This window comes from Bradyrhizobium sp. LjRoot220, assembly GCF_964252915.1.
GTDB lineage: Bacteria > Pseudomonadota > Alphaproteobacteria > Rhizobiales > Xanthobacteraceae > Bradyrhizobium.
Genome location: NZ_CAXUPS020000008.1, coordinates 98,732 through 111,489, shown reverse-complemented (window position 1 = coordinate 111,489; position 12,758 = coordinate 98,732). Strand labels below are relative to the sequence as shown.

Below are 12,758 nucleotides of genomic sequence, written 5' to 3'. Positions count from 1 at the left end.
AAAACTCACGTCTCGATCTTCACGTACTCGAAATCGCCGGGCTTGTTGTCGATGCCGACTTTCGGCGGCGAGATCCAGGAGGCGTAGGTGCCGGCTTCGGTGACTGGGGTCATCAAGGAAGCAATGAAGTCGCCGTCGGCCGATGACGGCAGCCACTCGTTCTGGCGAGCGTTCCAGGTGGCGTCGTCGATCAGCACGCCCTCCGGCGTCGCTTTGACATCCTTGAACTCGCCGATATGGCGATGGAAGGCGACGTTCGGCAGCGTCAGCTTGTACTGGTAGCCGGCGAGCGAGATGATCTTGTTCCAGCGCAGCATGCCCTTGGCGCAATCCTGCGTGTAGTCGTCGCGCAGGCGCATGTTGAGCGCGGTCAGTGCCGGTTCGTCGACGCGCTTGATCACACCGTCAACCAGCTTGAGCACAGGATAAGTGCTGTTCTGCAGGCGATGGTCGTCGTCGATCTGGGTTTCCTTGTAACGGCCCTTGATGCCGGCGTTGAAGGCGTTCGCGGCGTTGGTCGAGACCTCCGAGCCGAACAGATCCAGCGACAGCGAGTAGTGCAAGTGCAGCTTCTTCTGGATGGTCGGCAGATCGATGACGCCGAGCGCGCGGACTTTTGCGATGTCGGTGGGATCGGTGATGCCGGCTTCCTTCATCGCCTCGCAGGTGCGCTGCACGACGCGGCTGATGCCGGTCTCGCCGACGAACATGTGATGCGCTTCCTCGGTCAGCATGAAGCGGCAGGTGCGCGACAGCGGATCGAAGCCGGACTGCGCCAGCGAGTGCAGCTGCATCTTGCCGTCGCGGTCGGTGAAGTAGGTGAACATGAAGAACGACAGCCAGTCCGGCGTGGCCTCGTTGAAGGCGCCGAGCATGCGCGGGGAATCCGCATCGCCGGAGCGACGGCGCAACAAATCATCGGCCTCTTCGCGGCCATCGCGGCCAAAATATTTCTGCAACAGATAGACCATCGCCCAGAGATGGCGGCCTTCCTCGACGTTGACCTGGAACAGGTTGCGCAGGTCGTAGAGCGAGGGTGCGGTCTTGCCGAGGTGGCGCTGCTGCTCGACCGAAGCCGGCTCGGTATCGCCCTGGATCACGATCAGGCGGCGCAGCGTGGCGCGGTGTTCGCCCGGGACTTCCTGCCAGGCCGGCTTGCCAAAGTTCTCGCCAAAGGGAATGACGCGGTTTTCTTCCTGCGGCGCCAGCAGGATGCCCCAGCGGTATTCCGGCATCTTCACGTAGTCGAACTTGGCCCAGCCACGCGGATCGACCGAATAGGCGGTGCGCAGATAGACCAGCGACTGCTGGAAACCTTCCGGCCCCATGTCGCTCCACCAGTCCATGTAGCCGGGGTGCCAGCCTTCCAGCGCCTTGAGCACCTGGCGATCTTCACTGAGATTCACGTTGTTGGGAATCTTGGTTGAGTAATCGACGTTCATGAAGTTCATGGCGTGCTCCCTCTGTCTGTCTCGCGTCTGGCTCTGCCGTCATCCTGAGGTGCGAGCGCCACTTGCGCGAGCCTCGAAGGATGCTTGTCTGGCATTCTTTGTTTCAACCATCCTTCGAGGCTCGCTTACGCTCGCACCTCAGGATGACGTCTGTGGTTGTTCTAAACCCGCGTCATATCGAACTGCGCCTTCTGGCCGGTACCGTAGCGGCGCAGCGCGCCGTCTTCGCCGACGGCGTTGGGGCGCTGGAAGATCCAGTTCTGCCACGCGGTGAGGCGCGAGAAGATCTTCGATTCCATGGTCTCGGGCCCGACGAAGCGCAAATTGGCTTCCATGCCGGTGAGGCCGTCGGGCGAGAAAGAAGTGCGCTCCTCGAGGAACACCCGCACCTCGTCGTCCCAGTCGATATCGTCGAGCGCGAAGGTGACGAGGCCGAGTTCTTCGGCCGCCTCGGCATCGAGCGTGGTGCCGACGGTGGCCTCGGCGCGCTCGAGATCGGACGGATCGGCCTGGAAGCGCGACTGCAGCCGCGTCAGGCCGTGGCTCATCGGATACGGCCCGAAATTCATTGCCGTCAGTTCGATGGTCGGCGGGGCGCGGTTGTCGCCCTGCTTCTGGCCGATCAGCATGTAGGAGCGGTCGGCGGCGAACACGAGTTCGGCCAGCGTGCCGACGAAGCAGGAGCCCGGCTCGACCAGCGTCACCAGCGTGCGCGAGGTGACGTCGATGCGCTTGAGCACCCGCTTCCAGTATTGCCTGATCTCGTTGACCAGCCAGTGCGCCTTGTTGGCTTCGAGGAACGCGTCGCAGGCGACGACATTGGCGCGGTCGCCATGCGACTTGAACAGCAGCATGGCGGTCTCGAGTTCGTTGATGCGCAAATGAAGGATCGCATCATCGAGCTCGCGCGCAACCTGCAGCGGCCAGAACGACGCGCCTTGCGCGATCAGGCCGTCGATGTCCGCGGGCGGGGTTTCTTCCGGCGCCTTGATCGAAATGGTGGCGATGCGCTGCGCGCGGTCGATGTCGACGCTGACAAAGCCGTAGCGGATGCCCGCCTCGGTGATGGTGCGGCGGAGCGGCGTCAGCGTGACGCCCTTGCCGGTGCCATTGCGCTTCGAAACGGCGGCGAATTCCCTGGCGCGGTCGGCGACCTTGGCCTCCAGCTTGCTGTTCGGCACGATCTCGTCGACCAGGCGCCATTGCACGGCGCGCTTGCCCTTGATGCCTTCCTCGATGGTGCAGAAATAATCGGCGTGGTCGCGGCGCACCTTGCGCTTGTCGACCACGCGCGTCAGGCCGCCGGTGCCCGGCAGCACCGCGAGCAGCGGCACTTCCGGCAGCGACACGGCGGCTGAACCGTCATCGGCGAGCATGATGTGATCGGTCGCCAGCGCCAGCTCATAGCCGCCGCCGGCCGCGGTGCCGTTGACGACGGTGATGAAGCGCTGCCCGGAATTTTCGGAAGAATCTTCCAGCCCGTTGCGGGTCTCGTTGGTGAATTTGCAGAAATTGACCTTATGGGCGTGGGTGGCGCCCGCCAGCATGCGGATGTTGGCGCCGGCGCAGAACACGCGGTTCTTGCCCGAGCGCATCACCACGACTTTTACTTCCGGATGCTCGAAACGCAGCCGTTGAACGGCGTCCGCCAGTTCGATGTCGACGCCGAGATCGTAGGAATTGAGTTTTAACTGATAGCCCTCGAACAGGCCGGCATTTTCGTCAACGTCCATGGTCAGCGTCGCGATATCACCTGCGACATCAAGCTTCCAATGCCGGTAGCGCGACGGCTCGGTCTGGAAATCGATGTATTTTGCACCGCCCGCGAGGACGCGATCTTCGCCAGCCATTGGGCCACCCTGACGTTTGTTTTGCCTTACCTGATATGCACAATAGTGCATGTTTTTAATCAGGTCCAGCCTAAAACGTCGGAACATGCATTTTGTTTCATGTTCGGTTGACAGCCCCAAAGGCCACCCAATCGGCCTTGGCCAGCTGCGGCCGCGCCAGTTTGGCCTCGATCAGTTCGCTTAAGCCCGCGACCGGAAAGCCGTCGGCAAAACCGTCGCCGCCGGCGTTGCGCATCCCGAGCGCCTTGAGTTCGCCGAGCGCCTCGCCGAGCAGCCTTGCCGCGGCGTGCGGCTTTTGCATGCGCAGGCGCAAATTCGCGGTCGCGATCTGGATGCAGGCGCGCAGCAGGATGCGTTCGCGGCCGCCTTGCGGTGCGGCCGCCCACACCGCCTCAAGGATCTCCTGCGATTCCCAGAAATAGCCGTGGTCGTTGAGCCGCAGCGCGTAACGCAGCGCCGGATGCCGCCCCGGCACATGGCCGCCGAACCGCGACGGCACCAAGGCGGTGATTTGGGCCAGCGTTTCGTAATCGGCGTGGGCCTCGTCAGCCTCACCCGGCACATAGGCCCATCGCGGCAGCGGAAGATTGCCTGTGGGCAGAGGTGGTGCGGTCATCGGGGCGCTGCCCGATGACGGAGAGTCTCAATCAACGCAGGAAAAAATAGCTTAAGCGGCCCGTCCCTGCGAGCCGTCATCGACACGCAACACCGCGTTTGCGAATTCCTGGACCGCATCCAGCGTCGCCCCCGGCGCCTCCCGATGCGGCTGGTGTCCCGCCCCCGGAATCACCGTCACATCGACCGGACAATAGCACTCTTCCTGGGCGATCTCGATCTGGCGCATTGTCCCATACTGGTCATCGGCCCCCTGCAGGATCGCCACGGGAACGCGGATATAGGCGAGGTATTCGGAAATATCCCAATTGCGGAAGGCCGGATCGAGCCAGGCCCCATTCCAGCCATAGAAGGCGTTGTCGACGTCCTGGTGCCAGCGCGCGAGTTTTGCCTTCAGGTCCGAGGTCTCGTAGGCGGTCTTGATCTTGGCGATCGACGCCACCGAGATGTCCTCGACAATGAAATGCGGCGCGATCATCACGACGCCTTCGACGCGGTGATCCTGATGGCTACCGGCATAGATCGCCGCGATCGAGGCGCCATCGGAATGCCCGACCAGCAGCCCGCGGCGAAAGCCGATTTGCGTGAGCAGTTTTGGCAGCACGTCGAGCGCCTCGGTGTGCATGTAATCGACCGGGCGCGGCAACTTCGTCGGTGTGGACGCGCCGTAGCCGCTGCGCGAATAGGCGAACACGCCGGCGCCGGTCGCGGCTTGAAGCTTGTCCGGGAAGTCACCCCACAGGCCGGCCGAGCCGAGGCCCTCATGCAGCATCACGATGGTCGGCGCGTCCGCAGGTGACGGACCGATCATGCGATATTCGAGATTGGCAGTGCCGATGGTGAGGAAGCCGGTGGGGGGAAGGGTTGTCATCGAGTAGTCTCCACTAGCACCGTCATTCCGGGATGCGCTTCTTGGCGCAGGCCCGGAATCCATACTCACGATCGTGGTTATGGATTCCGGGCTCGCCGCTTTGCGGCGCCCCGGAATGACGGCGTTATTTGTTATCGCCATCCCGCAACTTGAACCGCTGAATCTTTCCCGTCGCCGTCTTCGGCAGGCTCTCCACCACATCGATCCAGCGCGGATATTTCCAGGGGCCGATCTTCTGCTTGACGTGCTCCTTCAGTGCCTCATGCAGTCCGTCGGTTTTGGTGTCGGGGCGCAGCACCACGAAAGCTTTTGGTTTCAGCAGGCCTTCCGGATCGGCCTCCGGCACGACCGCGGCTTCCAGCACCGCCGGATGGGTGATCAGCGCGCTCTCGACCTCGAACGGCGACACCCAGATGCCGGATACCTTGAACATGTCGTCGCTGCGGCCGCAGAACGTGTAGCGGCCATCGGCATCCCGGATGTATTTGTCGCCGGTGCGGGTCCAGTGGCCCTCAAACGTTTGCCGGCTCTTGCTGCGCTGGTTCCAGTAGCCTTCTCCGGCCGAGGGCGCGTCGACCAGCAACTCGCCGACCTCGCCATTCGGCACATCGGCGCCGGCTTCATTGACCAGCCGCACGCGGTAGCCGGGCACGGGACGGCCGGACGAGCCGTATTTGATGTCGCCCGGCGCGTTGGAAAGGAAAATGTGCAGGAGCTCGGTGGAGCCGACGCCATCGAGAATGTCGACGCCGAACCGCGCCTTCCAGGCATTGCCGACCGATTCCGGCAGCGCTTCGCCCGCCGAGGTGCAGACGCGAAGCCGCGTGCCGGCGCGCGCATCCTTCAGCGTTTCGTCGTTGAGCATCGCCGCGAACAGCGTCGGCACGCCGAAGAAGATGCTGGGATTATACTTGTTCATCAGCGCGAACATGGTCGCGGGTGTCGGGCGGTCGGAATTGAGCACCGTTGACGCGCCGACCGACATCGGAAACGTCAGCGCGTTGCCGAGGCCGTAGGCGAAAAACAGTTTGGCCGCCGACAGGCCGACGTCGTCCTCGCGGATGCCGAGCACCTGCTTGGCGTAGGTTTCCGCGGTCGCGGCAAGATTGGAATGCAGGTGGCGCACGCCCTTGGGCATGCCGGTGGAGCCGGACGAATAGAGCCAGAACGCGGGCTCATCAGGATGAGTCGCCGCGGTCGCAAACGTGTCGCCCTCGCGCGCGAGTTCGTCGGAGAGTTTTTTGTGGCCGCGCGAATCCTTGCCGGAAACGATCACATGCTCGAGGTCGGGCATCCGCCCGACCATGTCTTTCACGACAGGCAGCAGCGCCTCGGAGACGAACAGCACGCGCGCGCGGCAATCCGCCAGCACATAGGCGTATTGATCCGACGTCAACAGCGTGTTGAGCGGCACCGGCACGATGCCGGCGCGGATCGCGCCGAGAAACACGCACGGAAAATCCACCGTATCGAGCATGATCATCGCGACGCGCTCTTCGCGGCGGACGCCAAGCCGGCGCAGCATGTTGGCGACGCGGCGGCTCTGCCGTTGCAGCTCGCCATAGGTCAGTTCGGAAACGGTGTCAGTGAAGGCGAGTTTGGCGCCGCGGCCTTCGTCGACATTGCGGTCGAGCAGCCAGGTCACCGCATTGTACGAACCGGACGTGCCGCTCACGACGCTCCTCCCAGATTTTAAGAATTATAATTCATATAAAGACCACCGAGCGTGCTTGCTGTCAATCCTCATCGGCATTATGTTTCCGAAACGCGCCGATTTGCAGTCAGGGCTACTTGAGGGAAATGTCCGAAACCAGCGATCCCGAAACCGGCTTTCTCGAGCAGCTCGGCCAGCGCGTGCGCACCATGCGGGCGCTCCGCGGCATGTCGCGAAAAGTGCTCGCGAAGGTTTCCGGCATTTCCGAACGCTATATCGCGCAGCTCGAAAGCGGCAAGGGCAACGTCTCCATCGTGCTGCTGCGCCGGGTGTCGAACGCGATGGGCGCGCATCTGGAGGATCTCATTCCCTCCACCGAGCCGGCCCCAGATTGGGCCGTGATCCGCGATCTCGTGCGCAAGGCTGCGCCGAGCCAGATCGAGCAAGCCAAGAATGTGCTCGCGGGTGGCAGTGCCGCGGCGCATCGGAAAATGGCGTTCGCGGGCATCGCGCTGATCGGCCTGCGCGGCGCCGGCAAATCCACGCTCGGCAAAATGCTGGCGAAGAAGATCGGCTGGAGTTTTGTCGAGCTCAACAAGGAGATCGAGGCGCAGAACGGCTTGTCCGTCGCCGAGATCATTGCGCTCTACGGCCAGGAAGGCTTTCGGCGCATGGAGCAGGCCGCGCTGGGGCAATTGCTGGCGCGTAAGGAGCTGATGGTGCTGGCAACCGGCGGCGGAATCGTTTCCGAGCCGCTCACGTTCGATCTGATCCTGTCGTCGTTCTACACGATCTGGCTGAAGGCGAGGCCCGAAGAACACATGGCGCGCGTGCGCGGCCAGGGCGATCTGCGCCCGATGGCGGACGATCGCTCCGCGATGGCCGAGCTGCGCACCATTCTGGTCAGCCGCGAACCGCTTTACGCGCGGGCGTCAGCCGTGGTCGATACCGCGGGGCTCAGCGTCAACGACGCGGCCGCACGGCTGAACGATGCTGTGGCGCCGATGCTGCACGACGAAGCGCGGATGTTCGCCCGGGGCTGACTGGCTCAAGAACTGCCAGCGTTAACCATGGCCGATTAACCACCGTCACAGTTCCATGCGGCAACACACCCTCTAATAGTGTTACCAAAGCATTAAACGCATGGAACACAGAGCATGTTGGAGCGCCGCAAACTGCCGAGAAGCCGCGTCTATTACGGCGGGATGGTCGCGTTCAACGCCCGCAGCTCGACGCTCGCCTGCGTCGTGCGCAACTTCAGCCAGTTCGGGGCGAAGGTCGAATTCGAGAACGCGGCGCTGATGCCTGACGAGGTGGATTTCGAAATCGAACGCAAAGGAATCTCCTGTTCGGCACGCCTGATCTGGCGCGGTCATCTCGCCGCAGGTCTGGTATTTTCAGGTGCAAGCGAGGCGGGAGGCGTGATTCCGCTGAACTGGGCGCGCAAGCTGCGCGCCAGCGAACGCGCCAACCGGCAGCTGCAGTCGCGCCTCGATCAGCTGCGATCGGAATACTGATGCGATCGACGCGGGATGGAATCGCATGAGTACCGTTGAAGACGATGATGCTCTCCTCCGTGTCGCCGCGCGCATGCCGAAGCGACGGCGGCGTCCGTTTCGCGCGATACTGGCGGTATTGACGGCGCAATACACGATCGTCGCGATCGTCGTAAGCGTCTCGGTCGCGGGCACGCTTCGCTATCTTGTGACACCGCAGATCGTGGCCAAGTTCGAACTGATTGCCGCCGCGCTCAAGCGCTAGATCAGATGTCGGCGGTCCGGCAGACTTCCTCGTGAAACACGAGGTAGCGCTGCGGCGCGATCAGATGTGGCATGTTCTCGCGCCACCATGCGGCGGCCTCGGGACTCACTTTGGCGAGAATTCCGACCGCGGGCGCGGCTGCCACCACATAGCCGGCGACCAGCGCGGCCTGACCGCGGAAAATCGTCGCCCATTGTGCCGGCCATGAATGCGGCCGCGACAATACGCCGAACGCGTGCGATTTCCGGTGCGCCACATAGCGCCTGACCGGCAGGTCGAGACCGACCCATTTCTGGCGCACCCATAGCGGGGCCTCGCCGGGAGGAACGGCGACGATACGGACAGCCCAGTCGGGATTGTTCATTTCAGTTCTCGCGGCATCTGCATCGAGTTCGTGCATGCCGGAGGGAATTGCGTTCACTTGAGATCGCGGAAAAATTCAGTTGTGCGGCCGTAGGGTGGGTAGAGCGAAGCGAAACCCACCGCCGACAGGCGACAAAGATGGTGGGTTACGCTTCGCTAACCCACCCTACGCAGCAAAGCTTACAGCAACATCGACTTCACCGACTCCGCCCCTTCCCGCAGCAACGGCAGAAACCGGTCGATCATCTCATCCGTTGAAACCCGATCGACATGCGCGCCCATGTTGATGGCGGCAATGATGGCGCCGTCGTAGCGGCGAACCGGCACGGAGATCGATCGAAAATGCGGCTCGGCTTCGCGATCGACCAGCGAATAGCCCTGTTCGCGATCGCCGCGCACGGAAGCGAGCAATCGTTTGGGATCGTTCACGGTGTGCGGCGTCATCGGCTCGCGCCGCATGGCGGCCAACCGCGCAGTGAGATCGCCATCGTCGAACTGGCCGAGCATGACGCGGCCGACCGAGGTGCAGAACGCCGGCAGGCGATAGCCGATGTCGAGGCCGGCGGAAAACACCCGCGTCGGACTGCCGCGCGCGATGAACACGACCTCCTCGCCATCGAGCACGGCCAGCGAGCTTATTTCCTGCGCCTCCAGCGCGATGCGGTCGAGCACCGGCTGCAGCACCGTCACCACCTGGCTCGATTGCAGATACGAGGCTGCGAGCGTCAGCACGCGCGGCGTCAGCATGAACAGTTTGCCATCTGAGGTGACGAAGCCGCCGTGCTCGAGCGTGAACAGGATGCGGCGGGCGGTGGCGCGCGGCAGACCGGCGGCGCGCGCCAGATCGCTCAACGTCGCGGGACCGCCAATCGTGCCGAATAGCCCGAGCAGGCGGATGCCGCGGTCGAGGCTTTCGACGAAGTCGGTGACGCGCTCTTCTCCCTCGGCGCGTTTCAGCTTTGGCATTGGCCCTTCCGATTGGAAGCGTTCAAAATTGTGCTTGCCGTCATCTCCAGCCATGGCATAATTCGCCCATTCGTTCAATAGGCGAACAAACTGCCTCCGACGAAAGGGCAATCCGCGATGATGAGCCAGGAAGCGAACGACCTGATCACCCGCACCGGGGCCAAAGACCCCTGCGGAAAACTGATGCGGATGTACTGGCAGCCGGCCGCGCTGGTCGACGAGTTGCAGGGCCCGCGCCCGGTCAAAGCCGTCAAGCTGCTCGGGGAAAATCTCGTGCTGTTTCGCGACGAGAACGACCGCTATGGCCTCATCGACCGCCATTGCGCGCATCGCGGCGCCGACCTCGCGTTCGGCCGGTTAGAGCATGGCGGCCTGCGCTGCGCGTTCCATGGCTGGCTGTTCGACACGTCAGGCCAGTGCATCGAGACGCCGGCGGAGCCGAAGGGCTCGAACCTGTGCAAGGGCATCAAGCAGCGCGCTTATCCCGTGGTCGAGAAGAGCGGCATTCTCTGGGCTTATTTGGGCGAAGACGAGCCGCCGGCGTTTCCGGAGATCGACTGCTTCATCGCGCCCGACAGCCACACGTTCGCCTTCAAGGGCCACATCAATTGCAACTGGCTGCAGGCGCTCGAAGTCGGCATCGATCCGGCGCACGCTTCTTTCCTGCATCGCTTCTTCGAAGACGAGGACACGTCCGGCGCTTACGGCAAGCAGTTCCGCGGCGCTTCCGCAGGATCAGACATGCCGATGACAAAGATCCTGCGCGAATACGACAATCCGATCATCAATGTCGAACATACGGAATATGGCCTGCGGCTGATCGCGCTGCGCGAGATCGACGAGGAGCGCACCCATGTGCGCGTCACCAACCAGTTATTCCCGCACGGCTTCGTCATCCCGATGAGTCAGGAGATGACGATCACGCAGTGGCATGTGCCGGTCGATGACGAGAACTGCTACTGGTACGCGATCTTCACCTCCTACACGACGCCGGTCGACAAGAAGAAGATGCGCGACCAGCGCCTCGAACTCTACGAACTGCCCGACTATAAATCGCGCAAGAACAGGTCGAACGATTACGGCTTCGATCCGCACGAGCAGGTGACCGCAACCTATACCGGCATGGGCGCCGACATCAACGTGCACGACCAGTGGGCGGTCGAATCGATGGGCGCGATCCAGGACCGCACCAACGAACATCTCGGCACGTCCGACAAGGCGATCGTGCAATATCGGCGCCTGCTGCGGCAGGAGATCGAAAAGGTCGGCGGCGGCGAGAAGCCGTTCATGTTCCTCGATGCATCCCGCGCCCGCAGCATTCAGGGCCCGGCCACCATGGACGGCATCGGGCCGACCCGGGGATGGGAAATCTACTGGATGGAAGTCGACGTCAAGCGCCGCCGCGGTGCGCCGTGGGCGGCACCGGTGCCGGGCGAGATATCGGATAAGATACGTCATCTGACGGCGGCCGAGTGATGGGATTGCTGGAATTGAATAGACGCCGAGGTTTCGGTTCACCTCGCCCCGCTTGCGGGGAGAGGTCGGATTGCCTCGGCGATGCCAAGGGCATCGTCCGGTGCGATCCGGGTGAGGGGGTACAGGTCTTTCAATTGACACCAGCTTCGCGGAGAGTCCCCCTCACCCCGACCCTCTCCCCGCAAGCGGGGCGAGGGAGAAGAAAGGGAGTGACGCGTTGAGTTTCGTAGAGCGTCACGGCCTGTGGTCGGCGGAGCAGAAAGACGCGGCGGGCCGCCTGCGCCGCATCGTCGAGGAGCAAAAGCTCGAAGTGATCCGGCTGTCGTTTCCGGACCAGCACGGCATCCTGCGCGGCAAGACGCTGGTCGCAAGCGAGGCGCTGGCCTCGCTGGAGAGCGGCTGCTCCATCACAACGACCATGCTCGCCAAGGACACCTCGCACCGCACGGTGTTTCCGGTGTTCACATCCGGCGGCGGTTTTGGCATGCGCGAGATGGAGGGCGCCGCCGATGTATTGATGGTCGCGGATCCCACCACGTTTCGCGTGCTGCCCTGGGCGCCCACGACAGGCTGGCTGCTGTGCGACATCCATTTCAGCGATGGCCGCCCGGTGCCGTTCGCGACGCGAAACCTCTATCGCGGGGTGATCGATCAACTCGGCCAGCGCGGCTATGATTTTGTCGCGGGCCTCGAAGTTGAGTTTCACATCTTCAAGCTCGAAGACGCACACATGGCGCCGGAAGATGCCGGCCAGCCCGGCCAGCCGCCTTCGGTGAGCTTGCTGTCGCACGGCTATCAATATCTGACCGAGCAACGCTACGACCAGATGGAGCCGGTGCTGGAAATCATCCGGCGCGACGTGCTGGCACTCGGCCTGCCCCTGCGGTCGGTCGAGGTCGAGTTCGGCCCGAGCCAGTGCGAGTTCACCTTCGCGCCGACCGGGGGGATGACCCCTGCCGACAACATGGTGCTGTTTAGGTCCGCCGTGAAGCAGATCGCACGCCGCCACGGCTACCACGCCACCTTCATGTGCCGCCCAAAGCTGCCGAACGTGTTCGCGTCCGGCTGGCACCTGCATCAATCGATCGTGTCGCGCGCAAGCGGCGCGAACGCGTTCATGGCTACGAGCGACGGCGAGGTGCTCAGCTCGTTTGCGCGCAACTATCTCGCGGGACTGCTGACGCACGCCCGCGCCTCCGCCGTGTTCACGACGCCGACCATCAACGGCTACAAGCGCTACCGCGGCTACTCGCTGGCGCCGGATCGCGCGATCTGGGGCCGCGACAACCGCGGCGTAATGATCCGCGTGCTCGGCGGCCCCAACGATGCCGCGACCCGCCTCGAAAACCGCATCGGCGAGCCCGCGGCGAACCCGTATCTCTACATGGCCTCGCAGATTCTCTCGGGCCTCGACGGCGTCGACCGCAAGCTCGACCCTGGACCGTCAGCCGATACACCCTATGAGACCAAGGCGGCGCTGTTGCCGAAAACGCTGCGTGAAGCGGTGACGGCACTGAGCGACGATCCGTTTTTCCGCACAGCGTTCGGCCAAGAGTTCGTCGACTATTACGTCTACATCAAGAACGCCGAGATCGAACGCTTTCAGGCCGAAGTCTCGGAATGGGAACATCGCGAATATTTCGAGATGTTTTGAACAACGGTCTCGCGTCGTCCCTGCCTAGTGCGCAATTGCGCACGGGCGCAGGGACCCATAACCACAAATGCTTTTGGTTACGACGGGTCGTCGAACA

12 protein-coding genes are annotated in these 12,758 nt (G+C 63.2%); 5 read left to right on the top strand and 7 right to left on the bottom strand.

All coding sequences use genetic code 11. From position 1 onward, the window contains the following. Window positions 1-5: 5 nt before the first annotated feature. The 5 genes from boxB to ACSQ84_RS28125 all read right to left on the bottom strand — a co-directional run bounded on the left by boxB (window position 6) and on the right by ACSQ84_RS28125 (window position 6,462). Complete coding sequence (gene boxB, locus ACSQ84_RS28145) at window positions 6-1,442, bottom strand: benzoyl-CoA 2,3-epoxidase subunit BoxB (RefSeq protein ID WP_436215153.1); 1,437 nt, start codon at window positions 1,440-1,442, stop codon at window positions 6-8. A gap of 170 nt (window positions 1,443-1,612) precedes the next feature. Then, entirely contained in the window at window positions 1,613-3,301 is a 1,689-nt protein-coding gene (gene boxC / locus ACSQ84_RS28140; RefSeq protein ID WP_436214986.1) for a 2,3-epoxybenzoyl-CoA dihydrolase, read from the bottom strand. Between the two features lie 97 nt (window positions 3,302-3,398). Beyond that, window positions 3,399-3,917 (bottom strand): DUF309 domain-containing protein, encoded by a 519-nt coding sequence (locus ACSQ84_RS28135; RefSeq protein WP_436214985.1) that lies wholly within the window; start codon window positions 3,915-3,917, stop codon window positions 3,399-3,401. A gap of 51 nt (window positions 3,918-3,968) precedes the next feature. Continuing rightward, the gene (locus ACSQ84_RS28130; RefSeq protein ID WP_436214984.1) at window positions 3,969-4,787 is read right to left on the bottom strand and encodes an alpha/beta fold hydrolase; all 819 of its coding nucleotides are present in this window, start codon (window positions 4,785-4,787) and stop codon (window positions 3,969-3,971) included. Between the two features lie 124 nt (window positions 4,788-4,911). Beyond that, a complete protein-coding gene (locus tag ACSQ84_RS28125) occupies window positions 4,912-6,462 on the bottom strand; it encodes a benzoate-CoA ligase family protein (RefSeq protein WP_436214983.1) in 1,551 nt (516 codons plus the stop codon). Window positions 6,463-6,587: 125 nt separating this feature from the next. Here ACSQ84_RS28125 and ACSQ84_RS28120 point away from each other — a divergent pair, with 125 nt between their 5' ends. The 3 genes from ACSQ84_RS28120 (at window position 6,588) to ACSQ84_RS28110 (ending at window position 8,202) form a co-directional block, all read left to right on the top strand. Then, a complete protein-coding gene (locus ACSQ84_RS28120) occupies window positions 6,588-7,484 on the top strand; it encodes a helix-turn-helix transcriptional regulator (RefSeq protein ID WP_436214982.1) in 897 nt (298 codons plus the stop codon). 114 nt (window positions 7,485-7,598) lie between these two features. After that, window positions 7,599-7,958, top strand: a complete 360-nt coding sequence (locus ACSQ84_RS28115; protein WP_436214981.1) for a PilZ domain-containing protein — start codon at window positions 7,599-7,601, stop codon at window positions 7,956-7,958. Window positions 7,959-7,983: 25 nt separating this feature from the next. After that, on the top strand, window positions 7,984-8,202 hold the full coding sequence (locus ACSQ84_RS28110; RefSeq protein ID WP_436214980.1) for a hypothetical protein: 219 nt from the start codon (window positions 7,984-7,986) through the stop codon (window positions 8,200-8,202). A gap of 1 nt (window position 8,203) precedes the next feature. On the opposite strand, the gene ACSQ84_RS28105 is transcribed toward ACSQ84_RS28110, so the two are convergent. Both ACSQ84_RS28105 and ACSQ84_RS28100 read right to left on the bottom strand, forming a co-directional pair. Next, entirely contained in the window at window positions 8,204-8,566 is a 363-nt protein-coding gene (locus tag ACSQ84_RS28105; RefSeq protein ID WP_436214979.1) for a hypothetical protein, read from the bottom strand. A gap of 179 nt (window positions 8,567-8,745) precedes the next feature. Beyond that, window positions 8,746-9,531: an IclR family transcriptional regulator domain-containing protein gene (locus ACSQ84_RS28100; protein ID WP_436214978.1), complete on the bottom strand. Its 786-nt coding sequence runs from the start codon at window positions 9,529-9,531 to the stop codon at window positions 8,746-8,748. A 117-nt stretch (window positions 9,532-9,648) separates the two neighbouring features. On the opposite strand from ACSQ84_RS28100, the gene ACSQ84_RS28095 reads away from it, so the two are divergent. Next, window positions 9,649-11,007, top strand: a complete 1,359-nt coding sequence (locus ACSQ84_RS28095) for an aromatic ring-hydroxylating dioxygenase subunit alpha (RefSeq protein WP_436214977.1) — start codon at window positions 9,649-9,651, stop codon at window positions 11,005-11,007. 217 nt (window positions 11,008-11,224) lie between these two features. Continuing rightward, complete coding sequence (locus ACSQ84_RS28090) at window positions 11,225-12,661, top strand: glutamine synthetase family protein (RefSeq protein ID WP_436214976.1); 1,437 nt, start codon at window positions 11,225-11,227, stop codon at window positions 12,659-12,661. The last annotated feature ends 97 nt before the right edge of the window (window positions 12,662-12,758 follow it).

Excerpts from the sequence above, each read along its gene's own strand:
- boxC (WP_436214986.1), bottom strand. The coding sequence starts at position 3,301 with ATGGCTGGCGAAGATCGCGTCCTCGCGGGCGGTGCAAAATACATCGAT.
- ACSQ84_RS28095 (WP_436214977.1), top strand. The coding sequence starts at position 9,649 with ATGATGAGCCAGGAAGCGAACGACCTGATCACCCGCACCGGGGCCAAA.
- boxB (WP_436215153.1), bottom strand. The coding sequence starts at position 1,442 with ATGAACGTCGATTACTCAACCAAGATTCCCAACAACGTGAATCTCAGT.
- ACSQ84_RS28135 (WP_436214985.1), bottom strand. The coding sequence starts at position 3,917 with ATGACCGCACCACCTCTGCCCACAGGCAATCTTCCGCTGCCGCGATGG.
- ACSQ84_RS28105 (WP_436214979.1), bottom strand. The coding sequence starts at position 8,566 with ATGAACAATCCCGACTGGGCTGTCCGTATCGTCGCCGTTCCTCCCGGC.
- ACSQ84_RS28115 (WP_436214981.1), top strand. The coding sequence starts at position 7,599 with ATGTTGGAGCGCCGCAAACTGCCGAGAAGCCGCGTCTATTACGGCGGG.
- ACSQ84_RS28130 (WP_436214984.1), bottom strand. The coding sequence starts at position 4,787 with ATGACAACCCTTCCCCCCACCGGCTTCCTCACCATCGGCACTGCCAAT.
- ACSQ84_RS28120 (WP_436214982.1), top strand. The coding sequence starts at position 6,588 with ATGTCCGAAACCAGCGATCCCGAAACCGGCTTTCTCGAGCAGCTCGGC.
- ACSQ84_RS28100 (WP_436214978.1), bottom strand. The coding sequence starts at position 9,531 with ATGCCAAAGCTGAAACGCGCCGAGGGAGAAGAGCGCGTCACCGACTTC.
- ACSQ84_RS28110 (WP_436214980.1), top strand. The coding sequence starts at position 7,984 with ATGAGTACCGTTGAAGACGATGATGCTCTCCTCCGTGTCGCCGCGCGC.